Genomic DNA, 26,810 nt, shown 5'->3' with positions numbered 1-26,810 from the left:
ATTTAAAACAAAAATGGCTTCTGTGCCCGGCACAGAAGCCATTTTGACTGCAAATATCTTATCAGAAGACGCGTTTAAACGGCTTAACCGAAACCTGTTTATAGACGCCCGCCGCAAAGTAAGGGTCATCCTGTGCCCAGGATTGCGCAGCTTCCAGTGACGGGAATTCAGCAATGACGGTTGAGCCGGTAAAGCCAGCCACGCCGGGGTCGTTACTGTCGACAGCAGGCATCGGGCCCGCAATGATCAGGCGTCCCTCTTCCTGCAGCAGTTTGAGCCGCGCCAGGTGGGCAGGGCGCACGGCGTTACGTTTTTCCAGTGACTCTGCAGTATCTTCTGCATAAATGACGTAAAGCACTAAGGAACTCCTGGTTATCAGAATTTTGCAACACGTTAAGGGATTGACGATCAGAGTGCAAACGAAACCTGTGGGCGGCCAATGGCTCAGCATAATGGGCTAAAAAGCGGTTTTCTTCAGGCCGGGTGGTGGGAGTTATTGAAACTGATTGCTATTTGCATTTAAAATCGCTGCTCAATTCAATCACTGCGACTGTTATGACTACGCTGACTATGCCATTACCTAAACGCACGCCTGTCTCCATGTTGTTGTCTGTAGCGCTGCATGGGGCCGTGATTGCCGGAATTCTCTATGCTTCATTCCAGCAGGTGGTTGAGGTACCCAAAGCATCGCAGCCCATCAGCGTTACGATGGTCGCGCCTGAAGTCCAGCCTGAGCCTGCACCGGCTATCGCCGAACCGCCTGCGCCACAACCCGAACCGCAGCCTGAACCGGAGCCGGAACCTCAGCCAGTGCCAGAACCGCCAAAAGCGGAGCCGGTCCCCATTCCGAAACCTGAGCCGAAGCCAAAGCCCAAACCGGAGCACAAACGGGAGCAGCCAAAACGTGAAGTGAAGCCGCGTCACGAGAGCAAACCGGCGGCCAGCCCGTTTAAGCAGACGGCACCGGCGACCCAGAGCAAACCTGCTACGGCACCGAAAGCCACACCGGCTCCCACCTCGTCGGCATCGAACGGCCCTAAGGCACTGAGTGTCAGCAAGCCCGGCTATCCTCAGCGTGCTTATGCATTGCGGGTAGAAGGTCGGGTAAGGGTGAAGTTTGATGTAGATAGCGACGGCCGGGTGGATAACATCCAGATTATTTCTGCTGAACCGCGCAATATGTTTGAGCGGGAAGTAAAGCAGGCGATGAAACAGTGGCGCTATCAGAGCGGGCGGCCAGGACAGGGGCTGACCATGAATATCGTCTTTAAAATCAATGGTGGTGCCCGCATTGAATAAGGCGTCGGGTCAGGCAAAAGCCGCCTGACCCGTCACTTATTTGCCGGGTTGCTGATTAGCGCGACCGGCTGGCAGGGGACGTGAATTACCCGCGCTGTCGACCGCCACATAGATGAAGACCGCCTCTGTGGCACAGTAGGTCTGTCCGATGGGTTCAGACGACACTTTTTTGATCCACACTTCCACGTTAATGGTCATGGAGCTGTTACCGGTACGGATACAGCTCGCATGGCAGCTCACCACATCGCCTACCGCGACGGGTTTCATAAATGACATACCGTCAACGCGCACCGTCACCACGCGCCCTTCAGCGATCTCTTTCGCCAGGATAGCGCCGCCCATATCCATCTGTGACATCAGCCAGCCGCCAAAAATATCGCCATTGGCGTTGGTATCTGCCGGCATGGCGAGCGTACGCAGCACCATTTCGCCTTGCGGCAATTTATGTTTTTCGCCCATTGCTTCCACTTCTTATGCAGATGAATGCTAAAAAAATGCCCGGCGTACCGGGCAGAGTGATTATTTTTGTTCCTGCTGCGGCATCTGACGCCAGATGTAAAGCCCGCTGAGCAGCGTAAACAGTAAGGTCAGACCGGAAAGACCGAACACTTTAAAGTTAACCCAAAACGCCTGAGATAACCAAAACGCCACATAGATGTTCACCAGGCCGCAGATGAGGAAGAACAGCGCCCAGGCGATGTTCAGCCGACGCCAGACCGCGTCAGGCAGCTGCAGCTCTTTTCCCAGCATGCGCTGAATGAGGGTCTGCTGCATAAACCACTGGCTGTAAAGCAGGGCTGCGGCGAACAGGCTGTAGATAACGGTGACTTTCCACTTAATAAACTCATCGTTGTGGAACACCAGCGTCAGGGTGCCAAAAACGGCCACCAGCACAAAGGTGAAAATCGTCATCTTTTCCAGCTTACGGTAGAGCACCCAGCTGACAACCAGAGCCAGGCCGGTGGCAACAATCAGTGCGCCAGAGGCGACAAAAATGTCATAAAGCTTGTAGAAGATGAAAAAAACCACCAGGGGAAGAAAGTCGAGTAGCTGCTTCATAGTTTTTCCATTCAGAGTTGGCTGCGAATGTGCCCGAAGGCACATCGTCAATCAACGTAACAGCATATAGAGCCGATAGAGATAGATAATCAACATGGCTGAAACCACGTTGCCTGCTGCGGTAAAAATCACCGACGAGACATTGAGTGGTAACACCGTCAGCGATGAGAAAAAGAGCATCACAATGACTTTAGCCAGCAGCCAGAGCAGAATGGCGGGGGCGATCAGCCTGACATTCTTCCACGCCATCCGCATGCTGGCGCGCATAGCAGCAAAGACACCCATCTTCTCACTGGCCACCATTACGGGTGCCAGCGACAGCAGAATGGTCAGCAGAATGCCTGGCACCACCAGCACCATAAAGCCCAGCTGCGCGACCAGTGTCATCAGGAAGGTGAGCAGCAGCAGCTTCGGCAGCAGCGGTGCTGATGCGCCAATGGCCCGCAATGCACTCACTCGCTGGCCGGAAGAGACCATGGGAATCAGATAAAGCATGCCGCCAAGCAGCAGGGTATTTCCCATCAGCGCAGCAAAAGTGCTGGCCGCCGAGGCGCGCAGCAGCACCTGCTGCTGTTCCGGTGACATATTCTGCACCATCTCAAACAGCGAACTGGCGCTGTCGTCGCCCTGCTGCAGGATGGCCATCTGGTCGGCACCTGGCGTCAGCACATGCACCAGCATGACGGTGACGAAAGCAGCCAGCAGCGACATCAACAGCACCGTAGCCAGTTGATGGCGCGCAAAATTTCCTGTGTCACGGTATAACGAGCTTGCCGTGATAGACATGTACTCTCCTTGGAGGAACCGGGTTAATTAACCCGGCGATTGTACATGTTCTGGCAGCTCGCGGGCACCCGCAATGGCATAACTTTCTGTCATGTCAGGTAAAGAGGGTGAAAAAAGGGGGGGAAGACCGTAACGCGCACGTGCGCGATCGCACGCTTCATTGTGGATACCGGCTTCACCCGACATTGAAAACTCCCGACAGGGCGTCGGACGTTGTTCATAAATCCCGCAGGAGACACAGCCACCGGGTTCACCCTGCAGGGCTACGCAGCGGGGCGTGCGATCGTTTGTACCCCGCATATTGCGCATTAACAGGCTTAACGGCTCCGTTAATTCAGTGGGGACAAGGCCGCCCGCATCATCGGCTTCAGCCCAGTAAAAGGACACGCGGAAATGGGCGCAGCACGCGCCGCAGCTGACACAAGGGTTAGATATTTCACTCATTTGATCACCCGCCCCTCCCAGGGCATCGAACCAAAATCAACAATGAAGATAAGCAAAATAGAGCTGCCAGAATTATTCAGCAAGGAGAATTTGCGCGGTGGTGAAAGCGTTGAAATTGATCTAAATCAATCCATTGTTTTTTAAGCAATTTATCTCAGGGTTACTGAGTGCAATTTTCTGTAAATCACGTTAAATAATTGCCAGCAAAAAAACGATTTCATTCGCGACATCAATATTAAGCAAAGGAGTGATAATGAAACTGGCAAAATGCGCGATGCTGCTGGCCCTGGCTCTGCCCCAGCTGGCGATGGCCCACGAAGCGGGCGACTTCTTTATGCGTGCCGGCAGTGCCACCGTCCGGCCCACCGAAGGTTCCGATAACGTGTTAGGAATGGGCGAGTTAAGCGCCTCTAACGACACGCAACTGGGCCTGACTTTCACGTACATGGCCACAGATAATATTGGTGTTGAATTACTGGCCGCCACACCTTTCCGTCACAAAGTGGGTCTTGGCCCGACCGGCACGCTGGCCACGGTGCGCCAGTTACCGCCAACGCTGATGGCGCAGTACTACTTCTTCGACAGCAAAAGTAAAGCGCGTCCATACGTGGGCGTGGGTGTCAACTACACCACCTTTTATAATGCTGACTTCAACCAGACGGGGCGCGATGCAGGCCTGACCGATCTCAGCGTCAAGGATTCCTGGGGTGTGGCGGGCCAGGTCGGTCTGGATTACCAGATTAACCGCGACTGGATGCTGAATGCATCCGTGTGGTACATGGATATTGATACGGAAGTGAAATTTAAAGCGGGTGGTGAACAGCAGAACATTAATATGCGCATCGACCCGTGGGTCTTCTTCTTCGGGGCGGGCTACCGTTTCTGATGAGAAAAAGGCCGCTGAATCAGCGGCCTTTATTTGTCTGTTAAGACGTTATTTGATCTGCATGTTGTTGACGACTGACTTCACGCCAGGCACGCTGCGCGTGACCTGAACGGCACGATTCGCCATCTGTGGTGATGAAACAAAACCGCTCAGCTGAACTTTACCTTTAAAGGTTTCTACGTTGATTTCAGTCGATTTCAGCGAGTCATCTTTCAGCAGTTCACCTTTAACTTTTGTGGTCACCACGGTGTCATCAATGTAGCCACCGGTTCCCTCTTTGGTTGCGGTTGGCGCACAGGCGCTCAGTGTCAGCGCAACCACGCCCGCCAGTACAGCACCTGTCAGCAGCTTAACAAATTTCATTGCTTTCTCTCCCTGTCACAAAATGGATGCGACGTTACCGTAACGGCGCATTGTCATTGTGGTGCAGATTTTGCAAAAAGGGCAAATGGCGGAATGAAAAAAAAGGAAACAAATCATGCCTTATCGTGTGATAAGGCATGATGGCAGGATTAACGGCTTGCGGCTTTGAGGCGGCTGACGAAATTCTTCAGTTCACTCAGCATCACCTCAGGCTCTGCATGGTGTTTTTCAATGATTCTGACAATCGCAGAGCCGGAGATCGCACCCGCTGCACCGGCCGCAATCGCTTCCTTCACCTGTTCAGGCTCCGAGATGCCAAAGCCCTGCAGCGGAGGGGCCGCGTGGTATTCACGCAGCTTGTCGATCAGATGCTGTAACGGCAGGCTGGCGCGGTTTTCAGCACCGGTGACCCCGGCGCGTGACAGCAGGTAGGTGTAACCCCGGCCATGGGAAGCGATCTCACGCAGCAGATCATCACTGGCATTAGGCGGACAGATAAAGATAGGCGCTACGCCATGGCGCAGAGCAGCCTGACGGAAGGGCGCGGACTCCTCAATCGGCACATCCGCTACCAGCACCGAATCCACCCCTGCTTCAGCACAACGGGCATAGAACTCATCCACGCCGTTGGTGAAGACCAGATTGGCGTACATCAGCAGGCCAATGGGCAGATCCGGGTATTTACGGCGGATAGTTGCCAGCATTTCAAAGCACTGACTGGTGTTGGTGCCTGCCGCAAAGGCGCGCAGCGTCGCGTTCTGAATGGTCGGGCCATCCGCCAGAGGATCGGAGAAGGGAATACCCAGCTCCAGTGCATCCGCGCCACCTTCGACCAGGGCGTCAATCACGCGCAGTGAAAGCTCAGGGGAGGGATCGCCCAGCGTAACGAAAGGAACGAAAGCGCCTTCGTTATTCGCTGACAGCCGCGTAAACAGTTGATTGTAACGTTCCATCAGATTTCTCCCTGCGCGGTCAGAATGTCATGAACGGTGAAAATATCTTTGTCGCCACGGCCAGAGAGGTTGACCACAATCAACTGCTCTTTTTCCGGTTCAGCGTGAATCATCTTCAGCGCGTGTGCCAGTGCGTGGGATGATTCCAGCGCCGGAATAATACCTTCAGCGCGACACAGCTGTTTAAAGGCGTCCATCGCTTCGTTATCGGTAATGGAGACGTATTCCGCGCGACCAATGCTGTTCAGATGGGCATGCTGCGGGCCTACCGACGGGAAGTCGAGGCCTGCCGAGATTGAGTAAGACTCTTCAATCTGTCCATCGTGGGTCTGCATCATTGGCGACTTCATACCGAAGTAGATGCCGACGCGACCATGCTTGAGCGGTGCGCCATGCTCGCCGGTTTCAATGCCGTGACCCGCAGGCTCCACGCCGATCAGCTTCACGCTGGTCTCGTCGATAAAGTCGGCAAACATCCCGATGGCGTTCGAGCCACCCCCAACACAGGCGAGAATGGCATCGGGCAGACGACCTTCTCTTTCCAGAATCTGCTTTTTGGTCTCTTCACCAATCATGCGCTGGAACTCACGCACGATAGTCGGGAAGGGATGCGGACCTGCCGCAGTGCCGAGCATATAGTGTGAGGTTTCATAGCTGCCCGACCAGTCGCGCAGCGCTTCGTTACAGGCATCTTTCAGCGTGGCTGAGCCGCTGTGTACCGGGATCACTTCTGCGCCCATCAGACGCATGCGGAACACATTCGGTGACTGACGCTCCACATCTTTTGCGCCCATATAGATGCGGCATTTCATGCCCAGCAGCGCACAGGCCAGCGCCGAGGCGACGCCGTGCTGACCGGCACCGGTCTCGGCAATAATTTCATTTTTGCCCATGCGTTTTGCCAGCAGCGCCTGACCCAGTACCTGGTTGGTTTTGTGTGCGCCACCGTGCAGCAGATCTTCACGCTTCAGATAGAGGCGGGTTTTAGTGCCTTTCGTCAGGTTTTTGCACAGCGTCAGGGCCGTAGGACGACCGGCATAGTTCTTCAGCAGGTCGGTAAACTCGGCCTGAAACGCCGGATCTTTCTGAGCATCGACAAAGGCTTCCTCCAGCTGGCGCAGGGCTGGCATCAGGATCTGCGGAACATACATCCCGCCAAATTCGCCGAAGTAGGGATTCAGTAACGTCATTTTTCTCTTCCTTTCTCGGGCCCGCCGTTGAGCAGGCCAGGCAAATCAGTAGGCACGCAGCGTCTGAAACACAGCGGCAATTTTACGGGCATCTTTGATGCCAGGCGCGCTTTCCACGCCAGAGTTGAAGTCCAGTCCGGCACAGCCCAGCTGTGCGGCTTCAACACAGTTATCCGCACTCAGGCCACCGGCCAGCAGCACATTGCCCAGCTCCTGACCCTGTAACAGCGACCAGTCGAAACGCTGTCCGGTTCCGCCGTCGCCATTATCAAACACATAACGGTCTACGTGTGGCCAGTCGCGTGCGGGTAAGGCAGCCTCAATGCGAAGTGCCTTCCAGATGTGAATCTCTTCAGGCAGGGCAGCACGCAGTTGAGCCACAAATTCCGGCGTTTCGTTACCGTGCAGCTGAACCGCAGACAGTGAAAGTGCGCTGGCCTGCGTGACAACGTCACTCACAGAGTTATTGCGGAACACCCCGACATAGCGCAGCGGCGCGGCAGCCATGACGGTTTGCGCCGTGGCGGTGTCAATCTGGCGTGGAGAACCTTCAGCAAAGATCAGACCGCCATAAATTGCACCCGCTTCATACGCGGCACGGGCATCCTCTGCACGGGTCAGGCCGCACACTTTATTGCTGCCCAGCGTCACCCGACGCACCGCACCGGTCAGGTCGGCTTCTTCCATCAGGGCAGAGCCAATCAGGAAGCCGTTGGCAAAGTGACTGAGCTCGCGAATATCGGCATAGCTGTTGATGCCCGATTCACTGATGACCGTTACGCCGTGTGACAGGCGCGGCGCAAGCTGACGGGTACGGTTGAGATCGATGGAGAGATCACGCAGGTCGCGGTTATTAATCCCGACGACTTTGGCCTGAAGCGCGATAGCCCGCTCCAGTTCTTCTTCATTACTCACTTCCGTCAGAATGCCCATCTTCAGGCTATGCGCCACGGCGGCCAGCTGACGATACTGCTCATCGTCCAGCACCGACAGCATCAGCAGAATGGCATCCGCCTGATAGTAACGCGCCAGATAGATCTGATAGGGGTCGATGATAAAATCTTTGCACAGCACCGGCTGCGTGATGGCGGCGCTGACAATCGGCAGAAAAGCGAAGTCGCCCTGAAAATATTTTTCATCGGTCAGTACGGACACCGCAGAGGCGTAGTGGCGGTAGACCCCGGCAATGGCGGCTGGATCGAAATCCTCACGAATCACGCCTTTTGAGGGCGACGCCTTTTTACACTCCAGGATAAACGCAGTTCTTGCACCCTGCAGCGCGTCATAGAAATGACGACTGGCGGGTTCAATGCTGTTCTGAAAGGTGGAGAGAGGCTGCTGCTGCTGACGGGCTTCAACCCAAATCGCTTTATCCTGAACAATTTTTTCTAACACGGTGCCTTTCATGATTATCCTCTTGCTGCCAGTGCGACGACACGCTCAAAAGCCTGTCCGCTGCGGATGGCGTTAAGTGCCTGCTGTGCGTTTTCACGCAGATCTTCCTGACCGAATACCTTAAGCAACATCGCCACGTTAACGGCGACCGCTTCCTCATGGGCCTGCTGGCCATTACCCTGGAGCAAAGCGGTCAGAATGTCACGATTTTCTTCCGGCGTGCCGCCCGCCAGCGCCTCTTTAGGATGGAAGCCAAAACCAAAGTCCTCTGGTGAAAGCTGATAGCGGGTGATTTCACCCTCGCGCAGTTCGGCCACATGGGTTACGTCGTGCAGCGCCACTTCATCCATACCGCCACCGTGAACCACCGCCGCACGCTGATAACCCAGCACTTTCAGGGTCTGCGCAATCGGCAGCACCAGTTCCGGGCTGTAAACACCAATCACCGCCAGGGGCGGGCGCGCCGGATTGATCAGCGGGCCTAACACGTTAAACAGCGTGCGGGTCTTCAGCTGCTGCCGGACCGGCATCGCGTGGCGAAAGCCGGTGTGATACTGCGGGGCAAACAGAAAACAGACGTTGAGGTCGTCAAGCGCCTGGCGCGCCCGTTCAGCGGGCATATCAAGGTTGATGCCAAAGGCAGCCAGCAGATCGGACGATCCCGATTTACTGGAAACGCTGCGGTTGCCGTGCTTCGCCACTTTCAGACCGCAGGTCGCGGCAACAAAAGCGCTGGCGGTTGAGATATTAATGCTGTTACTGCCATCTCCGCCGGTGCCGACAATGTCGGCAAAGGCGTAATCCGGGCGGGGAAAGGGTTTCGCATCTTCCAGCAGCGCCGTCGCGGCCCCGGCGATCTCTTCCGGCGTTTCACCGCGTACTTTCATGGCGACCAGTGCGGCGGCGAGCTGTGTGGGCTCCAGCTGTCCGGTAATAATGGCGCTGAACAGCTGGTGACTCTCAGCCTGATTCAGCGTCTGTGCCTGGTAAAGTTTTTCCAGTGTCTGTTGCATAGTCATTCTCCCTGTTACTTCGCCAGCGCCCAGGCCAGCGTCTGCTCAAGCAGACGTGCGCCCTGAGAAGTCAGAATGGATTCAGGATGGAACTGAAACCCGCAAACGCGATCGGTTTCATGGCGAACCGCCATCACCATCCCGTTAAAGCTGGCATTCACGGTCAGCTCATCCGGCGTGTTGCTGCCCACCAGTGAGTGATAGCGCGCTACCGGCAGTGGATTGCTCAGACCGGCAAACATCGCTTCGCCGTCATGGACGATGGACGAGGCTTTGCCGTGCAGGATTTCGCCCGCCTGGCCTACATGACCACCGTAGGCTTCCACAATTGCCTGATGCCCCAGGCAGATACCGATAATCGGCAAACGACCGCGCAGGACCCGCAGCAGCGCCGGCATACAGCCAGCATCTTTGGGTGCGCCGGGGCCAGGTGACAGCATCAGGACCGGGTTTTCCATCCGCTGCAGTTGTTCAATCAGCAGCTCAGCGGGCAGGTTGTTGCGGTAGATCACCACGTTGTGACCAAAGGTCCGCAGCTGATCAACCAGGTTATAAGTAAAAGAGTCGATGTTATCGAGCAGCAGAATATCAGCCATCAGAAGATCTCCTTGCAGTGATGGGCCGTCGCGATAGCGCGCAGAACGGCGCGGGCTTTATTGCGGCTTTCATCAGCTTCAGCCTGCGGATTAGAATCCAGCACCACGCCAGCGCCCGCCTGAACAGTGGCAACGCCGTCTTCGACATAGGCCGAACGAATCACGATACAGGTGTCGAGATCGCCCTGAGCGGTGAAGTAACCCACCGCGCCACCGTAGCTACCGCGACGGGTGCCTTCCGCACCAGCAATCAGCTGCATAGCGCTGACTTTTGGCGCACCGCTGAGCGTGCCCATGTTCATGCAGGCGCGATAAGCGTGCAGCACATCGAGGTCGGCGCGCAGCGTGCCGACGACGCGGGAAACCAGATGCATCACAAACGAGTAGCGATCGACTTTGGTCAGGTCAGCCACGTAACGGCTGCCGGGCACGCAGATACGCGCCAGATCGTTACGCGCCAGATCGACCAGCATCAGATGTTCAGCCAGCTCTTTGTGGTCGGTACGCATTTCCAGCTCAATACGGCTGTCGAGATCGCGGTCAAGTGAGCCGTCCGCATGGCGGCCACGTGGGCGGGTACCGGCAATCGGGTAGATTTCAATCTGACGCGAGGTTGCGTCATATTTAAGCGAGCTCTCAGGCGATGCGCCAAACAGCGAGAAATCCTGATCCTGCATGAAAAACATGTAAGGGCTGGGATTACTGTTTTTCAGCGTGTCATAGGCGGCCAGCGGTGACGGGCACGGCAGCGAGAAGCGGCGCGATGGGACGACCTGGAAAATTTCGCCAATGCGAATCGCCTGCTGCATGGTGCGAACAACGTCGCAATACGCTTCATCACTCTGGCTGGTGGTCAGGGTCATCTGTTCAACCTTTTGTACCGGCAGAGCAGGTGCTGGCTGCAGCATCTGGCCGTGCAGCTGCTCAATGCGGCGTTGCAGACGCTGAAACTCGCTGGTGGACGGGCAGAACAGGCTGGCCTGCAGGCGGGCGCTGCGGGTTTGGTGATCGATCACCAGTAACGTCTCTGCCAGGTAAAAGCAGTAGTCGGGACAGCGTTGCTGATTGTCCAGTTCCGGCAGGGTTTCAAAACCGGCCACCAGATCATAGGCAAACAAACCACCCAGCAGCACGGCTTCGCGCTCATCAGCAGAAGAATTGACCAGCTGGGGAATCAGACGCAGTGCATCAAAGACCGACAGCGCCTTGAGGCGGGAATCTTCGTCCTGATGCTGGTCGGTTCGCTGCGGGAACGTCAGCTCACGTCCATCGGGACGAATATGATTGCTGACCGATGCGGGCAGGGCCTCATCCAGCAGCGGCAGCAGGGCCCGGCCATTTTCCGATAACGCCTGAATGGTCACACTGTTGCCCAACGCACTGACGCGCAGCGCGCTGTCGACAATCAGCAGGCTTTTTAAATTGCGCTTGCTGTCGATATCCGCAGATTCGAGCAGCAGGGTTGCCGGACGTGCGCCGCACAGCTGATGAAACACTGCGGCCGGATCTTCGCGGTAGGGCGCGGTGCCGGTAATCAACTTCACTGTAGGTTTCGCATTTGGCATGATGTTTTCTCTGAATTTCGCTCAAAAAAAAGCCCGCTCGGTGGCGGGCTCAGGTAATAGCACAGCGTTTACGCAAAGTGTGCACGATCCTGTCGCCCGTTTTCGGGAACATCGCGCCAACCGTTTAAATGCGTGATTACAACAGCCATGATTGAATACCCGTTACGTGTGAACTTATGTACTAGTTAACGGGTTCATGACCGAAATGTCAATACACTTTTTCACTGACCGTGAAAATCGTTATCATGCTGGCCGGTTTAGTTTTAGCAGGAGTTCTCTTGAGCGATATCGCCCGTTTCCCGGTTTATGATTTACACAGCCACACGCGCGCCTCCGATGGCTTACTGACGCCAGCAGACCTGGTGCAGCGAGCCGTTGAAATGCGCGTTGGCGTACTGGCGATCACCGATCACGACAGCGTTGCAGGGGTAGAGGAAGCGCAGCGCACAGCGCACGACCACGATTTACCGATTAAAGTGGTGGCCGGGGCTGAGATCTCCACCCTGTGGGAGAATCATGAGATCCACATCGTGGGCCTGAATATCGACATTCATCATCCCGCGATGGTGACGTTTCTGGCCGGACAACACGCCTGCCGACAGGCGCGGGCAGAAGAGATTGGTGAGCGACTGGCCAGGGCACGCATCCCGGATGCGCTGGCGGGTGCAACGCGACTGGCGGAAGGCGGCGTCATCACCCGGGGTCATTTTGCCCGATTTCTGATTGAGCAGGGCAAAGCCGCGGATATGGCGCAGGTGTTCAAAAATTATCTGGCACGTGGCAAAACCGGCTACGTGCCGCCACAATGGTGTACAATTAAACAAGCTATTGATGCGATTCATCATTCTGGCGGTTGTGCCGTACTGGCGCATCCAGGACGATACGGCTTATCAGCGAAGTGGCTCAAACGGCTGGTTGCCCACTTCCGCGAGGCGGGCGGTGATGCGATGGAAGTCGCGCAGTGCCAGCAGCCACCCAACGAGCGTTCAACACTGGCGCAATACGCCAGAGATAATGAACTGGCCGCATCACAAGGTTCTGATTTTCATCAACCCTGCCCGTGGATTGAGCTGGGCCGTAAACTCTGGCTGCCCGCTGCGGTTGAGCCGGTCTGGGAACGCTTCCCGGATCTCGCGCCCAGCCTGACAATCACGGAAAGGTGACACGAGGTTTCTATGAGTCAATTGTTTCATATTCATCCGGATAACCCCCAGCCACGGCTGATTAACCAGGCAGTCGATTATCTGAACAAAGGCAGCGTCATTGTCTATCCGACCGATTCCGGCTATGCGCTCGGCTGTCGGCTGGAGGAGAAGGGCGCGATGGAGCGCATCTGTCGTATCCGTCAGCTCGACGGGCACCACAACTTCACCCTGATGTGCCGGGATCTTTCGGAGCTGTCGGTCTATTCGCAGGTTGGCAACTCCGCCTTTCGCCTGTTAAAGAACAACACGCCAGGCAACTACACCTTTATTCTCAAGGCGACCAAAGAAGTGCCGCGCCGCCTGATGAATGAAAAGCGTAAAACCATTGGTCTGCGCGTGCCCTCAAATCCGGTGGCACTGGCGCTGCTGGAAGCGCTGAATGAGCCGATGATGTCGACCTCATTAATCCTGCCAGGCAATGATTTCACCGAGTCAGACCCGGAAGAGATCCAGCACAGCATTGGTAAACTGGTCGATCTGATCATCGACGGCGGAACGCTGGGTCAGCAGCCGACCACGGTGGTCGATCTGACCACAGATTCACCGGAAATCGTGCGTGAAGGCGTGGGCGATACCCGCCCGTTCCTGTAATAACGTCGGGCTTCAGACACCGCGAGTCGGTGTCTGGGCCAGATTCGACTCTAACCAGTTTTTAAATTGGCCGTAAGGAATATAAAGCGACACATCTTTCAGGATCACTTTATTATTACGCCCATTCCTGATCGAATCAGAATAGCCCACAATCACGCCGCCCAGCGTGTCATCACGGTTATATACGCCACCGCCAGACATGCCCTGAACGACGCCTGCATTCGAGGCCATCGCCAGGCAGGGACTTTTATTCCATTTATTCCGAATAGCCGTGCGGGCTAAATTTACCCCAGACGATTCTACCGGCATCGCTGAAATAAAGCTGTAGCCATACATTTTTACCGGATCGCCGATATCGCTGCTGCGGAACTTCGTCAGCGTGCTGGCATCATTCTTGTGATAAATAATCGCAAGGTCGCAATAAGGATGATAAGACTTCACACGCTGCACGGCGGTTTTCGCCACGTGCGCAGCCGTGAGGCTGTATTCAGGCGTCAGAGGGATGCTGGTGCCCAGTGTGCCGAGACCGAGGATCGTCGGAATGCCAGTCACGCTCATATCAACGTGCTGCATCGCCGTACGACTGTACTCGGTGTGGCCCACGGAACACCCGCTCAGCACCAGTGCAGCAAGCACCGGGCACAGAAACAGGTTTCTCATGATGTTGTTCTTTATTCAGGCATGTCGGGAAATCCCTGGTGAAGATTTTTGACATGCAAGCAAGGTTCATCACTGAACCGTATTAACGCAACAACTCCGGATGCGCCGGTTTATTGGATTAATGTAAAAACACTATTTTTATTAACGAATGGCAAAAGCCGGACTGCAATGTCGCAAGACCCGTTTAATGCGGTCTTTGCTTTTTTATTGTGCTGCTGAGAGACAGTGTATCAGCTTAATAGTGTCGTACAATTTATTAAATCTAATAAAAACTAAATATCATGAAAAATAAGGTTTTAAATGAATCTGCATCATCAATAAGCTGCCTTTATCACGCAAGGCAATTCCTTTGATGCAATGAAAGTCAACTTGTAAGTGTTTTATGCTGCCTTTGATGTATTTTTTAGGAGATTAATGGTAAGCGCAAAGCCGGGGAAGTGTAAGATAGCGTTAAGGTTTTTATTCTCCAGACACCCGATTAAAAATAATAGAGTGGTTAGAAAATTTAATTGTCTTCAGCTATAAAGTTTTCGACACATGCATTTTATTGAACATATTTTCTTATCATATAAACGGTGATTATTTTAATCAGCCGTGAAGATTATCAGACTTAAAATGATTAGAGGCTTAGGGTTCAGGATTCGCTCTGGCTCAATGATAAAGCACGTTACTTCGGGGTTAAATGCCTGTATAATGGGCCCAAATTAATAGGTTAACCTGTTGATTAAAAAAGATTTATCACCCTACCGTGACGCCTGGGAAGGCGACAAAGAGGAAGCTCAATGAGCGAAAAGTTACAGAAAGTCTTAGCGCGTGCCGGCCATGGCTCGCGACGTGAAATCGAATCAATGATTGCTGCTGGCCGTGTCAGCGTTGACGGCAAGATCGCCACCCTGGGCGACCGCGTCGAAAGCAGCAAATCCCTTAAAATCCGTATTGATGGCCATCTGGTCTCGATTGCTGAATCAGCAACCGAAGTCTGCCGCGTGCTGGCTTACTACAAACCGGAAGGTGAACTCTGTACCCGCAGCGATCCTGAAGGACGCCCGACGGTATTTGACCGTCTGCCTCGCCTGCGCGGTTCACGCTGGATTGCCGTTGGCCGTCTGGATGTGAACACCTGTGGACTGATGCTCTTCACCACTGACGGTGAACTGGCAAACCGCCTGATGCATCCGAGCCGCGAAGTTGAACGTGAATATGCAGTGCGCGTTTTTGGTCAGGTCGACGATGATAAAATTCGTCAGCTGAGCAAGGGCGTTCAGCTGGAAGATGGCCCGGCTGCTTTCAAAACCCTGCGTTTTGGCGGCGGAGAAGGTATCAACCAGTGGTACAACGTCACCCTGACCGAAGGACGTAACCGTGAAGTGCGTCGTCTGTGGGAGGCGGTCGGCGTACAGGTAAGCCGTCTGATGCGCGTTCGCTACGGCGATATCACCCTGCCAAAAGGCCTGCCACGCGGCGGCTGGACCGAACTGGACCTGCCTGCGGTTAACTACCTGCGTAACCTGGTTGAACTGGATGATGAAACCGTTACGAAGCTGGTGGTGGAAAAAGATCGCCGCCGTACCAAGGCGAACCAGATCCGTCGTGCTGTGAAACGCCACAGTAAAGTGAGCAGCACACCACGTGCGCCACGCCGCAATCCGGGCAGCAAACGTAACGCCGGTTAATCACGTTTCCGATTGCTAAAAACGCAGCCCCAGGGCTGCGTTTTCTTTTTCTGTTACCAGTCAATTCCCTGCTGAGCCTGTATACCGGCATCAAAGGCGTGCTTCACCGGCCGCATCTCAGTCACCGTATCCGCCATTTCAGTCAGGCTGCGATGACAGCCGCGTCCGGTAATGATAACGCTCTGGTGCGCCGGGCGCTGTTGCAGGGCAGTGATCAGCTCTTCCAGCGGCAGATAATCCATGCTGACCATATAGGTGATTTCGTCGAGCACCACCAGATCCAGCTGCGCATCGGCCAGCATCCGTTTTGCGTGCTGCCACACGGCCAGACAGGCAGTCGTATCCGTTTCGCGGTTCTGCGTGTCCCAGGTAAACCCGGTTGCCATCACCTGAAATTCCACACCGTGCTGTTCCAGCAGATTACGCTCGCCATTTGGCCAGTCACCTTTAATAAACTGGACAGCCGCTGCGCGTTTACCGTGTCCGGTGGCGCGAAGTGCCGTGCCAAAGGCTGCGGTGGTTTTGCCTTTGCCATTACCGGTAAACACCATCAGGATGCCGCGAACCTCTGTGGCTGCAGCAATGCGCGCATCCACCTGATCTTTTAACCGCTGCTGACGCTGTTGATGACGGTCGTCAGCCATTATTCCGCGGCTCCCGGTTTTCTGCCCGGCTGGGCATCAAAGCTGATGCCGGTTTTTCGCCGGCTGTCATCACCCATCAGATAAAGGTAGAGCGGCATCAGGTCAGCTGGCGTTTTCAGTTTATTAGCATCTTCCTGCGGGAATGCACTGGCGCGCATTTTGGTTCGCGTGCCACCAGGATTGATGCAGTTAACGCGCAATGCCTGCGTTTTATACTCATCAGCCAGCACCTGCATCATGCCTTCGGTGGCAAATTTAGAGACGGCATACGCCCCCCAGCCTGCACGACCGGTACGGCCAACGCTTGAGGTGGTGAATACCAGTGAACCGGCATCTGACTTTAACAGCAACGGCAACAGCGCCTGGGTCAGGAAGAAGGTGGCGTCCAGGTTGATGTTCATCACCTGCTGCCAGATTTGCGGGTCGAGCTCTGCCAGCGGCACGATTTCACCGAGGATACCGGCATTATGCAGCACGCCGTCAAGGCGCGGAAACTGCTGTGCCAATTGATCGGCCAGCTGCTGGCAACGCTCAGGTGTCGCCCCGGCCAGATCGAACACTACCGCGTGAGCAGCACATTTATTGAGCTGATGGATGGCCTCTTTAACCTGTTCAAGCTTCTCAGGGTTGCGGCCCAGCAGGATCACTTCTGCGCCATAACGGGCATAGGTCAGCGCCGCTTCCCGGCCAATGCCATCTGAAGCGCCAGTGACCAGAATAATACGGTGATTGAGCAGGTCGCTTTTCGGTTGATAATGCACTGCGGGATCCTCCGGCGAAAACAGCATGATTCCGCTTTATGCCTGAATTTACGAATCGGCGCAATCGCAAGACTACCCATTCTGTGCCAGCTGCTGGCATTTCAGGCGACGGAGCAGGGTAAAACGGCTAAACTGGCGAACTGTTTTTGATTCTCTGTTACTAAGGCGACCTGATGGATTTTATTTCAACGTATGGACTGTTTTTAGCGAAAGCGGTGACACTGGTGGTTGCCGTCGCTGTTATTGTCATGATTGTGATGAACGCGGCGTTACGCAAGCGGGCACAAAGCGGTCAGCTTCGTCTGACTCATCTGGGCGATGACTACCAGCAGATGAAAGAGGATGTGCAGCTGGCAAAAATGAAGCCGCAGGCGCAGAAAGTCTGGCTGAAAAATCATAAAAAAAGTGAAAAGCTGAAAGCCAAAGCGGAAAAACAGGCGGCGAAGCAGGGGCAGACTGACACGGTAAAACCCACGCTCTATGTGCTCGATTTTAAGGGCAGCATGGACGCCGGTGAGGTGAGTTCACTGCGGGAAGAAATTTCAGCCGTGCTGGCGGTAAAGCAGCCGGGTGATGAAGTGCTGCTGCGCCTTGAAAGTCCTGGCGGCGTGGTGCATGGCTATGGCCTGGCGGCGTCGCAGCTGCAGCGTCTGCGCGATCAGGGTCTGCGCATTACGGCGGCCGTAGATAAAGTGGCAGCCAGCGGCGGGTACATGATGGCCTGCGTGGCCGATCGCATTGTGGCAGCGCCGTTCTCGATCATTGGCTCCATCGGCGTGGTTGCGCAAATCCCGAACTTCAACCGCCTGCTGAAGCGTAACGATATTGATGTTGAACTGCACACCGCCGGACAGTACAAGCGCACGCTGACCCTGTTTGGTGAAAACACCGAAGAGGGGCGCGAGAAATTTCAGGAAGATCTTGATGAAACGCACCAGCTGTTCAAGCAGTTTGTTCACCAGATGCGCCCGTCGCTCGACATCGATCGGGTTGCAACCGGTGAACACTGGTATGGTCGACAGGCGCTGGAACTTGGTCTGATTGACGAAATCGGTACCAGCGATGATCTGATCATCCGTCAGATGGATCAGTTCAGCGTACTTGGCGTGCATTATGCCCGCCGTCGCAAAATGATGGATCGCTTTACCCAGAGCGCGGGCTCGGTAGCTGAGCGATTGCTGCTGAAGCTCTGGCAGCGTGGCGAAAAGCCACTGCTCTGATGCGAAACCCGGCCAGTGCCGGGTTTTTTATTCCAGGTGGTAATGCGGCGACAGCGTCACAGCAAGGTATTTGAAGACGTTAAATACCGCCGTGGTTTTCGCGGTAGGCAGGCCATCAGCATCAAGAAAAAACGGTCCGCGAAAGACCAGCACATCCGCCTGCTGAGTCACCTCATCCGCCTGCATGCCGGCTAAATAATCATCATGTTCTTTGATCAGCGCATTGGCCTTTTCCAGCAACGCCTGGCGGGAAATAGCCTGAGTCGATCTCTGCATTTATTCGCTCCTTTTTGACAGCATCCAAATCCTTTCTATATTACTGGCCTGTCACGCGATGTGACAAATCGGTCTGAACGATGAAAACCTGGCGTAAGTTGGGGCTGAGTGCTAATTAAGTTGCGTAACAGATTTTATCAGGTAGAGTGTGGGCGATTCCGATTTCAGGGATTTTGCACCGGGATGTGCGAAAAGTTCAGATGGAAAAAGCACGCTTTATCATGCAGTTGCATCAGGCTTCATCATCTGATCTGAGATTGACCCCTCCGCCTTGAAATGTTAAACAGGCGCAGCAATATTGAACCCGGTGGGTTTTTGGGCATCCAATCCTCTCCCGTTAAGCAGGATGTTTTCATTAGGTAAAGGTAAATATGGGTAAAGCACTCGTTATTGTTGAGTCCCCGGCAAAGGCTAAAACAATCAATAAATACCTGGGCAGTGACTACGTGGTTAAATCCAGCGTCGGTCATATCCGGGATCTGCCGACCAGTGGTTCAACCGCGAAGAAGAGTGCTGACGCTTCGACAGATAAGAAAGTCAAAGACGCTTCAACTGACAAGAAAGTCAAAAAAGTTAAAAAAGATGAGAAAGCTGCACTCGTCAGCCGCATGGGTGTAGACCCTTATCACGGCTGGGAAGCGGATTATCAGATTCTGCCCGGCAAAGAAAAAGTCGTTGCCGAACTCAAAGCGTTAGCAGCCAATGCTGACCACATCTATCTCGCAACCGACCTTGACCGCGAAGGGGAAGCCATCGCCTGGCACCTGCGGGAAGTGATCGGCGGCGATGATTCGCGCTTCAGCCGCGTGGTGTTTAACGAAATCACCAAAAATGCGATTCGTCAGGCCTTTGAAAAGCCTGGCGAACTGAATATCGATCGCGTAAATGCTCAGCAGGCGCGTCGTTTCATGGACCGCGTGGTGGGCTATATGGTCTCGCCACTGCTGTGGAAGAAGATCGCCCGTGGTCTGTCAGCCGGACGTGTGCAATCCGTTGCGGTGCGCCTGGTGGTGGAACGTGAACGTGAAATCAAAGCCTTTGTTCCCGAAGAGTACTGGGAAGTTAATGCGGCACTGACCACGCCGAAAGGCGATGAGCTGTCGATGGACGTGACGCACAAAGGCGATAAAGCCTTCCGTCCGGTTAATCGTGATGAGACTTACGCCGCGGTGGCGCTGCTGGAAAAAGCGCGCTACGAGATTGTGGATCGTGAAGATAAGCCGACCAGCAGCAAGCCGGGCGCGCCTTATATCACCTCAACTCTGCAGCAGGCAGCCAGCACCCGTCTTGGCTTTGGCGTCAAGAAAACCATGATGATGGCCCAGCGGTTGTACGAAGCGGGTCACATTACTTACATGCGTACCGACTCGACCAACCTGAGTCAGGATGCGGTCGCCATGGCGCGTGGCTATATCGAAAGCAATTTCGGTAAAAAGTATTTGCCTGAAACTGCCATTACTTACGCCAGCAAAGAGAATTCCCAGGAAGCGCACGAAGCGATTCGTCCTTCCGATGTGGAAGTGGTGGCGGAAAAGCTGAAAGATATGGAAGCGGATGCGCAGAAACTCTATCAGCTAATCTGGCGTCAGTTTGTTGCCTGCCAGATGACACCGGCAAAATATGACTCCAGCACCATCACTGCTGCTGCCGGTGAGTTCAGACTTAAAGCGAAAGGCCGTATTCTGCGTTTTGACGGCTGGACCAAAGTGATGCCAGCACTGCGTAAGAATGATGAAGATCGCACATTGCCCGCAGTCAGCGTGGGTGATGTTCTGGACCTGCAGCAACTTCTTCCGGGTCAGCACTTCACCAAGCCACCGGCGCGCTTCAGCGAAGCGTCACTGGTGCGTGAGCTTGAGAAGCGCGGCATTGGGCGTCCGTCCACGTACGCGGCCATTACCTCGACCATTCAGGATCGTGGCTACGTGCGCGTGGAAAACCGCCGTTTCTATGCGGAAAAAATGGGTGAAATCGTCACCGATCGTCTGGAAGAGAACTTCCGCGAACTGATGAATTATGATTTCACCGCCCGCATGGAGAGCAACCTCGACCAGGTGGCCAATAACGAGGCGCAGTGGAAGGCGGTACTCGACCACTTCTTCACCGACTTTACTCAGCAGCTTGAACTGGCCGAGAAAGATCCTGAAGAAGGTGGCATGCAGCCGAACCAGATGGTGCTGACGTCGATTGACTGTCCGACCTGCAGCCGCAAAATGGGCATTCGTACCGCCAGTACCGGCGTCTTCCTGGGCTGCTCCGGCTATGCGCTGCCGCCTAAAGAGCGCTGCAAGCAGACCATCAACCTGATTCCGGAAAATGAAGTCCTCAATATTCTGGAAGGGGATGATGCTGAAACCAACGCCCTGCGTGCCCGTCGTCGCTGCCAGAAGTGTGGCACCGCGATGGACAGCTACCTGATCGACAACGAACGTAAACTGCACGTCTGTGGTAATAACCCGGAGTGTGATGGTTACGAGATCGAGAAGGGCGAATTCCGCATCAAAGGCTATGACGGCCCGGTGGTGGAGTGCGAGAAGTGCGGTTCGGAGATGCACCTGAAAATGGGACGCTTTGGTAAGTACATGGCGTGTACCAACGAAGAGTGCAAAAACACCCGTAAGATTATGCGCAGTGGTGAAGTCGCGCCGCCGAAAGAAGATCCGGTTCCGCTGCCAGAGCTGGCATGTGAGAAGTCCGATGCTTACTTTGTGTTGCGTGACGGCGCAGCGGGCGTTTTCCTTGCGGCTAACACCTTCCCGAAATCACGTGAAACGCGTGCGCCGCTGGTGGAAGAGCTTCAGCGCTTCAAAGAGCGTCTGCCGGAGAAGCTGAAATATCTGGCCGATGCGCCAGCAGCCGACCCGGAAGGCAACAAAACGCTGGTGCGCTTCAGCCGCAAAACCAAACAGCAGTATGTCTCCTCTGAGAAAGAGGGCAAGGCTACAGGCTGGTCCGCCTTCTATATAGACGGCAAGTGGCAGGAAGCGAAAAAGTAATCCAGTCAGGCCAGCGTTCGCTGGCCTTTTTCTGAGCCTTATATCAATCCGTTCTACTCTCTTACTGAAACTGATATAGTTGTTATAGCATTTCCGACCTTTCCTGATGCATAGCATTTGTTTACCCTTGCGACTATACGTCAAGCGGGGATGCGACTCTGTAACTTACCGGGATGGAATAGATATGAAATTACAGCAGTTGCGCTATATCGTCGAAGTGGTGAACCATAATCTCAATGTCTCTTCGACAGCGGAAGGTCTCTACACCTCTCAACCCGGCATCAGTAAACAGGTGCGTATGCTGGAAGATGAACTGGGCGTGCAAATATTTGCCCGCAGCGGTAAACATCTCACCCAGGTGACGCCTGCAGGGGAAGAGATAATCCGAATAGCGCGTGAAGTCCTTTCCAAAGTGGATGCGATCAAATCAGTGGCGGGCGAGCATACCTGGCCGGATAAAGGCTCACTGTATGTCGCGACCACGCATACGCAGGCACGCTACGCGCTGCCGGGTGTGATCAAAGGATTTATTGAGCGCTATCCCCGCGTCTCTCTGCACATGCATCAGGGTTCGCCGACCCAGATCGCTGAAGCCGTTTCAAAAGGCAATGCAGACTTTGCGATTGCCACCGAAGCGCTGCATCTCTATGACGATCTCATCATGCTGCCGTGCTACCACTGGAACCGTGCGATTGTTGTTACGGCCGATCATCCGCTGGCCGGAAAAGGGCAGGTGAGTATTGAGGAACTGGCTGAGTATCCGCTGGTGACCTACACCTTTGGCTTTACCGGGCGTTCTGAACTTGATACGGCCTTTAATCGGGCGGGATTAACCCCCCGCATCGTCTTCACCGCTACCGATGCCGACGTCATCAAAACCTATGTCCGTTTAGGGCTGGGCGTGGGGGTTATCGCCAGTATGGCGGTTGACCCGGTGGCCGATCCTGACCTGATTCGCATTGAAGCCGCCGACATCTTTACCAACAGTACGACCAAGATTGGCTTCCGCCGCAGCACCTTCCTGCGCAGCTATATGTATGATTTTATCCAGCGATTTGCGCCACACCTGACACGCGACGTGGTGGATACCGCCGTGGCGCTGCGCTCAAACGAAGACATTGAGGCGATGTTCAAGGATATCAAACTGCCGTTTAAATAGAGTTTACCCGTTCTGCATGAACATAAGGCTGCCTGGTGCAGCCTTTTTTGTTGCCAGGCTTTAGCGCCAGGTGAGAATCAAAAGTTTTTATGATTTTTTTGTAAATGAAACATTGATCACATGTTTTCCGGTTGGGCTTTCTTAAATGCGAATTACAACACACTTTTAACGATGTCACTTTGCGGGCCGCCAGGATTATTCCCATACTCCAGTTAACACCTGATGTGTGAAGCCAGTAAACATCAGGTTCTTTAGTTGTTACTTTAGTTTTAAGTGGATCTGATTTTAATTTAACTCAAATTTATTAGCTGATTGTTTAATTAAATATTTGTTCAGGAGTTAATGATTTCTTACGTTATCGAAGCCTATTGATTAATACCGTTAATCGTTTTACTCAATAAAAATAACTGGATTTTTGGCCTTAACGCGTTTAGGATTCTTCCTAAATCTTAATCGATGTTATCAATCATTTTGTTGAGAGTGATTATCAAAAACTATGAATACACGACTGACTGTACAACCGGGCTTCCCGGCAAAAAGCACCAAGGTTGAGCGTACCGGTAACACCCGTCGCAATGCCTGGTTAACCGTATTCGCTGCCTCTGCACTGTTCTGGGTGGTTGTAGCGTTAATGATTTGGCGTATCTGGGGCTAAAGCCATGTGGGCAAACACACTCAGCCATAAACGTTCTTTGACTTCGGGTCAGCACAAGCCGGTATCCTGCAAAGGAAAAGAACCCCTTGCAAAGGACGAAAAAGTGTCTATCCCCGAGTCATGGGATTTGAGTGATAATCAGCGGCTGTTTATTGAGTCGTTTCTGGACCCTAAAAACAAATAACATTGTAAGACCATCTATTCGTCACTGCTCTTTTATAACCGGAGTTTCCGGTGGGCCTTTAAAATGCCCTTTTCCACATCCTGACAGACCAAAGGGTGTCGCCGATTGACAGGCGACAGCAAAAACTTTTACGCCCGATTCCGGCGAAGAGAGAACCAAATGAATATTATTAAAATGTCCTGGCTAAGCGCGTATGCTTTCTCCTTTGCGTTCTGGTCTGCGGCGGTGTGGATAACGCTGTAATTTGAATTAAATCACCTCTTTCTGATGCCTCGTGTTCTCACGGGGCATTTTCGTTTTCGTGCGATTGTAGCAATTTGTGTTGTAATCAAAACGTTAACGAATTTGTGGTCTATCTTTAACATAAACCTTTGTCTCACTAAGGTTTAAGACCATGAACGAAAAGGAGGAGCTATGTCGTCTACCCTACGCGAGCTGAGTCAGGAAACACTGCAGGTCGACACCAACAACTATCACATCTTCAGTCTTCCCCGCGCTGCTCAACATCTCGGCAATATCGATAGCCTGCCCAAATCTCTTAAAGTTCTGCTGGAAAACTTACTGCGCTGGCAGGATGGCGACTCTGTTACGGCAGAGGACATCCAGGCGCTGGTTGACTGGCAAAAAGATGCCCACGCCGAACGCGAAATCGCCTACCGGCCTGCCCGTGTATTAATGCAGGATTTTACCGGCGTACCTGCCGTAGTAGACCTGGCTGCAATGCGCGAGGCGGTGAATCGGCTGGGCGGAGATGTCGCGAAAGTCAATCCGCTGTCGCCTGTTGATCTGGTTATCGACCATTCGGTGACCGTGGACCATTTTGGCGATGATGACGCTTTTGAAGAGAACGTCCGGCTGGAGATGGCGCGCAATCACGAGCGTTACGTCTTTCTTCGCTGGGGGCAGAAAGCATTTGATAAATTCCGCGTAGTGCCGCCGGGAACCGGCATCTGCCATCAGGTGAACCTGGAGTATCTCGGCAAGGCGATCTGGCATGAAACCCTGGACGGGGAAGAGTATGCCTGGCCTGACACCCTGGTCGGCACCGACTCCCACACCACGATGATTAACGCGCTGGGCGTGCTGGGATGGGGAGTCGGGGGCATCGAGGCTGAGGCTGCCATGCTGGGTCAGCCTGTCTCAATGCTGATCCCGGATGTGGTGGGTTTCAAACTTACCGGCAAACTTCGCGCGGGCATTACCGCAACCGACCTCGTTCTGACCGTCACTCAGATGCTGCGTAAGCATGGCGTGGTCGGCAAATTCGTTGAGTTTTACGGTGATGGTCTGGCCGATCTGCCGCTGGCAGACCGTGCGACCATCGCCAACATGGCGCCGGAATATGGCGCGACCTGCGGCTTCTTCCCGGTCGATGACGTAACGCTAAGCTATATGACGCTGACGGGCCGTGATGCCGACCAGGTGGCGCTAGTGGATGCCTATGCCAAAGCGCAGGGACTGTGGCGCAATCCCGGCGATGAGCCGCGTTTTACCAGTACGCTGGCACTGGATATGAACGAGGTGGAGTCGAGCCTCGCCGGACCGAAACGTCCGCAGGACAGGGTTTCGCTGGGCGATGTGCCCGCCGCGTTTGATGCCAGCAACGAGCTGGAAGTGAATCAGGCGCAGAAACTGCATAAAAATGTTGAGTACACCGACAGTGACACCGGTCTGACCCATACACTGACCGATGGCGCGGTGGTGATCAGTGCGATCACCTCCTGCACCAATACCTCTAACCCAAGCGTGCTGATGGCGGCGGGCTTACTGGCGAAGAAAGCCGTCGAGCGCGGTCTGAAACGTCAGCCGTGGGTCAAAGCCTCACTGGCACCGGGTTCTAAAGTGGTGTCAGACTATCTGGCCGTTGCGCAGCTGACCTCTTATCTTGATGAGCTGGGCTTTAATCTGGTCGGCTATGGCTGCACCACCTGTATTGGTAACTCCGGCCCGCTGAACGATGAGATAGAATCTGCGATCAAAGCGGGCGATCTCACGGTCGGTGCTGTGCTCTCCGGCAACCGTAACTTCGAAGGCCGTATCCATCCGCTGATTAAAACTAACTGGCTGGCGTCGCCGCCGCTGGTGGTGGCTTACGCGCTGGCAGGCAACATGAAGATCAACCTGCAGACCGAGCCGTTAGGCCACGATCGTCAGGGTCAGCCGGTTTATCTGAAAGACATCTGGCCGTCGTCTGAAGAGATCGCCACGGCCGTGCAGCAGGTCACCAGTGACATGTTCCACAAAGAGTACGCTGAAGTCTTCGACGGCACGCCAGAGTGGCAGGCGATCAGGGTGAGTGAAGCCGCCACCTACGACTGGGATGAGGGATCCACTTACATTCGTCTGTCGCCTTTCTTCGATGATATGGAGAAAGCGCCCAAGCCGGTGGAAGATATTCGCGGTGCGCGGGTGCTGGCCTTACTGGGCGACTCGGTCACCACTGACCATATTTCCCCAGCGGGCAGCATTAAAGCGGAAAGCCCGGCTGGCCGGTATCTGCTGTCACACGGCGTTGAGCGCAACGACTTTAACTCTTATGGCTCGCGTCGCGGTAACCATGAAGTCATGATGCGCGGCACCTTCGCCAACATCCGCATCCGCAATGAGATGGTGCCCGGCGTGGAGGGGGGGTATACCCGCCACTATCCGAGTGGCGAACAGCTCGCTATTTATGATGCGGCGATGAAATATCAGGCAGACGGTGTGCCGCTGGCGGTTATTGCGGGGAAAGAGTATGGCTCCGGTTCAAGCCGCGACTGGGCAGCGAAAGGGCCACGTCTGCAGGGGGTGCGAGTCGTCATCGCCGAATCGTTTGAGCGTATTCACCGCTCTAACCTGATTGGGATGGGCATTCTGCCTCTGGAGTTCCCGCAGGGCGTGACGCGCAAAAGCCTGGGGCTGACCGGTGAAGAGCGTATCGATGTGGAAAATCTGCAGGACCTGACACCCGGCTGCAGCGTCAAAGTGACGCTGACCCGTGCTGATGGCAGTAAGGAAGAGCTGGACACGCGCTGTCGTATTGATACCGGTAATGAGCTGACCTATTACCGCAACGACGGCATCCTGCATTACGTCATCCGCAATATGCTGAACTGACAAAAAAGCCGGGGTAACCCGGCTTTCAGGACACCCATCCTGCTTCTCATCACGTTGAAAAAGACCCGCGGGAAAAGGAGGATAGCGTCCCGCGCCAGAGAAGGCGAGGGACGGAGGCGTCATGGAGACGGCGTTTGCGCC

At 54.4% G+C, this 26,810-nt stretch carries 25 protein-coding genes, 1 pseudogene and 1 other annotated feature; of the genes and pseudogenes, 11 read left to right on the top strand and 15 right to left on the bottom strand.

Annotated elements, in window-relative coordinates:
- Positions 1 to 61: 61 nt before the first annotated feature.
- The gene (locus N5J69_RS02070) at positions 62 to 358 is read right to left on the bottom strand and encodes a YciI family protein (protein ID WP_003853909.1); all 297 of its coding nucleotides are present in this window, start codon (positions 356 to 358) and stop codon (positions 62 to 64) included.
- Positions 359 to 555: 197 nt separating this feature from the next.
- On the opposite strand from N5J69_RS02070, the gene tonB reads away from it, so the two are divergent.
- The gene (gene tonB / locus N5J69_RS02065) at positions 556 to 1,299 is read left to right on the top strand and encodes a TonB system transport protein TonB (protein ID WP_279767765.1); all 744 of its coding nucleotides are present in this window, start codon (positions 556 to 558) and stop codon (positions 1,297 to 1,299) included.
- A 36-nt stretch (positions 1,300 to 1,335) separates the two neighbouring features.
- Here the strand turns inward: tonB and yciA are convergent, their stop codons facing one another.
- The 4 genes from yciA to N5J69_RS02045 are packed head-to-tail and all read right to left on the bottom strand — an operon-like array spanning position 1,336 to position 3,588.
- Positions 1,336 to 1,758: an acyl-CoA thioester hydrolase YciA gene (gene yciA, locus N5J69_RS02060; protein ID WP_279767764.1), complete on the bottom strand. Its 423-nt coding sequence runs from the start codon at positions 1,756 to 1,758 to the stop codon at positions 1,336 to 1,338.
- Between the two features lie 60 nt (positions 1,759 to 1,818).
- Positions 1,819 to 2,358: a septation protein A gene (locus N5J69_RS02055; RefSeq protein ID WP_111140053.1), complete on the bottom strand. Its 540-nt coding sequence runs from the start codon at positions 2,356 to 2,358 to the stop codon at positions 1,819 to 1,821.
- 51 nt (positions 2,359 to 2,409) lie between these two features.
- Positions 2,410 to 3,144 carry a YciC family protein gene (locus tag N5J69_RS02050; protein WP_222925409.1) on the bottom strand — a complete coding sequence of 245 codons (735 nt, stop codon included), beginning with the start codon at positions 3,142 to 3,144 and terminating at the stop codon, positions 2,410 to 2,412.
- A gap of 27 nt (positions 3,145 to 3,171) precedes the next feature.
- On the bottom strand, positions 3,172 to 3,588 hold the full coding sequence (locus N5J69_RS02045) for a YkgJ family cysteine cluster protein (protein WP_279767761.1): 417 nt from the start codon (positions 3,586 to 3,588) through the stop codon (positions 3,172 to 3,174).
- Between N5J69_RS02045 and N5J69_RS02040 the strand changes: the two genes are divergently transcribed.
- On the top strand, positions 3,538 to 3,732 hold the full coding sequence (locus N5J69_RS02040) for a hypothetical protein (protein WP_279768105.1): 195 nt from the start codon (positions 3,538 to 3,540) through the stop codon (positions 3,730 to 3,732). The genes N5J69_RS02045 and N5J69_RS02040 overlap by 51 nt on opposite strands.
- 70 nt (positions 3,733 to 3,802) lie before the next feature.
- Positions 3,803 to 4,474: an outer membrane protein OmpW gene (gene ompW / locus N5J69_RS02035; protein WP_279768097.1), complete on the top strand. Its 672-nt coding sequence runs from the start codon at positions 3,803 to 3,805 to the stop codon at positions 4,472 to 4,474.
- Positions 4,475 to 4,522: 48 nt separating this feature from the next.
- Here the strand turns inward: ompW and N5J69_RS02030 are convergent, their stop codons facing one another.
- The 6 genes and pseudogenes from N5J69_RS02030 to N5J69_RS02005 form a co-directional block, all read right to left on the bottom strand.
- On the bottom strand, positions 4,523 to 4,837 hold the full coding sequence (locus N5J69_RS02030; RefSeq protein ID WP_009089937.1) for a BON domain-containing protein: 315 nt from the start codon (positions 4,835 to 4,837) through the stop codon (positions 4,523 to 4,525).
- 149 nt (positions 4,838 to 4,986) lie between these two features.
- Complete coding sequence (gene trpA / locus N5J69_RS02025; protein WP_279767760.1) at positions 4,987 to 5,790, bottom strand: tryptophan synthase subunit alpha; 804 nt, start codon at positions 5,788 to 5,790, stop codon at positions 4,987 to 4,989.
- Positions 5,790 to 6,980: a tryptophan synthase subunit beta gene (trpB, locus tag N5J69_RS02020; RefSeq protein WP_279767759.1), complete on the bottom strand. Its 1,191-nt coding sequence runs from the start codon at positions 6,978 to 6,980 to the stop codon at positions 5,790 to 5,792. Before trpB ends, trpA begins: the two co-directional genes overlap by 1 nt.
- Before the next feature lie 45 nt (positions 6,981 to 7,025).
- Complete coding sequence (gene trpCF, locus N5J69_RS02015; RefSeq protein WP_279767758.1) at positions 7,026 to 8,387, bottom strand: bifunctional indole-3-glycerol-phosphate synthase TrpC/phosphoribosylanthranilate isomerase TrpF; 1,362 nt, start codon at positions 8,385 to 8,387, stop codon at positions 7,026 to 7,028.
- A gap of 2 nt (positions 8,388 to 8,389) precedes the next feature.
- A pseudogene (gene trpD, locus N5J69_RS02010) lies at positions 8,390 to 9,984 on the bottom strand (bifunctional anthranilate synthase glutamate amidotransferase component TrpG/anthranilate phosphoribosyltransferase TrpD).
- Positions 9,984 to 11,549, bottom strand: a complete 1,566-nt coding sequence (locus N5J69_RS02005) for an anthranilate synthase component 1 (RefSeq protein WP_279767757.1) — start codon at positions 11,547 to 11,549, stop codon at positions 9,984 to 9,986. Before N5J69_RS02005 ends, trpD begins: the two are co-directional and overlap by 1 nt.
- Before the next feature lie 23 nt (positions 11,550 to 11,572).
- Positions 11,573 to 11,674 (bottom strand) — a sequence feature (Trp leader region).
- A gap of 120 nt (positions 11,675 to 11,794) precedes the next feature.
- Here N5J69_RS02005 and N5J69_RS02000 point away from each other — a divergent pair.
- Both N5J69_RS02000 and N5J69_RS01995 read left to right on the top strand, forming a co-directional pair.
- Positions 11,795 to 12,712 carry a PHP domain-containing protein gene (locus N5J69_RS02000; protein ID WP_279767756.1) on the top strand — a complete coding sequence of 306 codons (918 nt, stop codon included), beginning with the start codon at positions 11,795 to 11,797 and terminating at the stop codon, positions 12,710 to 12,712.
- A gap of 12 nt (positions 12,713 to 12,724) precedes the next feature.
- Complete coding sequence (locus N5J69_RS01995; RefSeq protein WP_279767754.1) at positions 12,725 to 13,345, top strand: L-threonylcarbamoyladenylate synthase; 621 nt, start codon at positions 12,725 to 12,727, stop codon at positions 13,343 to 13,345.
- 12 nt (positions 13,346 to 13,357) lie between these two features.
- Here the strand turns inward: N5J69_RS01995 and N5J69_RS01990 are convergent, their stop codons facing one another.
- Positions 13,358 to 14,005, bottom strand: coding sequence for a serine protease (locus N5J69_RS01990; protein ID WP_279767753.1), 648 nt, complete (start codon positions 14,003 to 14,005; stop codon positions 13,358 to 13,360).
- Between the two features lie 782 nt (positions 14,006 to 14,787).
- On the opposite strand from N5J69_RS01990, the gene rluB reads away from it, so the two are divergent.
- A complete protein-coding gene (rluB, locus tag N5J69_RS01985; RefSeq protein ID WP_279767752.1) occupies positions 14,788 to 15,678 on the top strand; it encodes a 23S rRNA pseudouridine(2605) synthase RluB in 891 nt (296 codons plus the stop codon).
- A gap of 53 nt (positions 15,679 to 15,731) precedes the next feature.
- On the opposite strand, the gene cobO is transcribed toward rluB, so the two are convergent.
- On the bottom strand, positions 15,732 to 16,322 hold the full coding sequence (cobO, locus tag N5J69_RS01980) for a cob(I)yrinic acid a,c-diamide adenosyltransferase (protein ID WP_279767751.1): 591 nt from the start codon (positions 16,320 to 16,322) through the stop codon (positions 15,732 to 15,734).
- Positions 16,322 to 17,083 carry a YciK family oxidoreductase gene (locus N5J69_RS01975; protein ID WP_279767749.1) on the bottom strand — a complete coding sequence of 254 codons (762 nt, stop codon included), beginning with the start codon at positions 17,081 to 17,083 and terminating at the stop codon, positions 16,322 to 16,324. Before N5J69_RS01975 ends, cobO begins: the two co-directional genes overlap by 1 nt.
- Before the next feature lie 173 nt (positions 17,084 to 17,256).
- Here N5J69_RS01975 and sohB point away from each other — a divergent pair, with 173 nt between their 5' ends.
- Positions 17,257 to 18,303, top strand: coding sequence for a protease SohB (gene sohB, locus N5J69_RS01970; RefSeq protein ID WP_279767746.1), 1,047 nt, complete (start codon positions 17,257 to 17,259; stop codon positions 18,301 to 18,303).
- Positions 18,304 to 18,330: 27 nt separating this feature from the next.
- Here the strand turns inward: sohB and N5J69_RS01965 are convergent, their stop codons facing one another.
- On the bottom strand, positions 18,331 to 18,579 hold the full coding sequence (locus tag N5J69_RS01965; protein ID WP_279767744.1) for a YciN family protein: 249 nt from the start codon (positions 18,577 to 18,579) through the stop codon (positions 18,331 to 18,333).
- A 371-nt stretch (positions 18,580 to 18,950) separates the two neighbouring features.
- Between N5J69_RS01965 and topA the strand changes: the two genes are divergently transcribed.
- The 4 genes from topA to acnA all read left to right on the top strand — a co-directional run bounded on the left by topA (position 18,951) and on the right by acnA (position 26,669).
- Positions 18,951 to 21,575, top strand: a complete 2,625-nt coding sequence (topA, locus tag N5J69_RS01960; RefSeq protein WP_279767743.1) for a type I DNA topoisomerase — start codon at positions 18,951 to 18,953, stop codon at positions 21,573 to 21,575.
- A gap of 184 nt (positions 21,576 to 21,759) precedes the next feature.
- Complete coding sequence (gene cysB, locus N5J69_RS01955; protein ID WP_013358012.1) at positions 21,760 to 22,734, top strand: HTH-type transcriptional regulator CysB; 975 nt, start codon at positions 21,760 to 21,762, stop codon at positions 22,732 to 22,734.
- A 496-nt stretch (positions 22,735 to 23,230) separates the two neighbouring features.
- A complete protein-coding gene (locus N5J69_RS01950; protein WP_003853864.1) occupies positions 23,231 to 23,389 on the top strand; it encodes a YmiA family putative membrane protein in 159 nt (52 codons plus the stop codon).
- A 598-nt stretch (positions 23,390 to 23,987) separates the two neighbouring features.
- Entirely contained in the window at positions 23,988 to 26,669 is a 2,682-nt protein-coding gene (acnA, locus tag N5J69_RS01945) for an aconitate hydratase AcnA (protein ID WP_279767742.1), read from the top strand.
- Positions 26,670 to 26,810: the final 141 nt, after the last annotated feature.

This window comes from Pantoea sp. GD03673 (genome assembly GCF_029844725.1).
Lineage (GTDB): Bacteria > Pseudomonadota > Gammaproteobacteria > Enterobacterales > Enterobacteriaceae > Pantoea.
The sequence above is the reverse complement of the archived record's forward strand: the minus strand, read 5'-3'. Positions and strand labels throughout refer to the sequence as shown.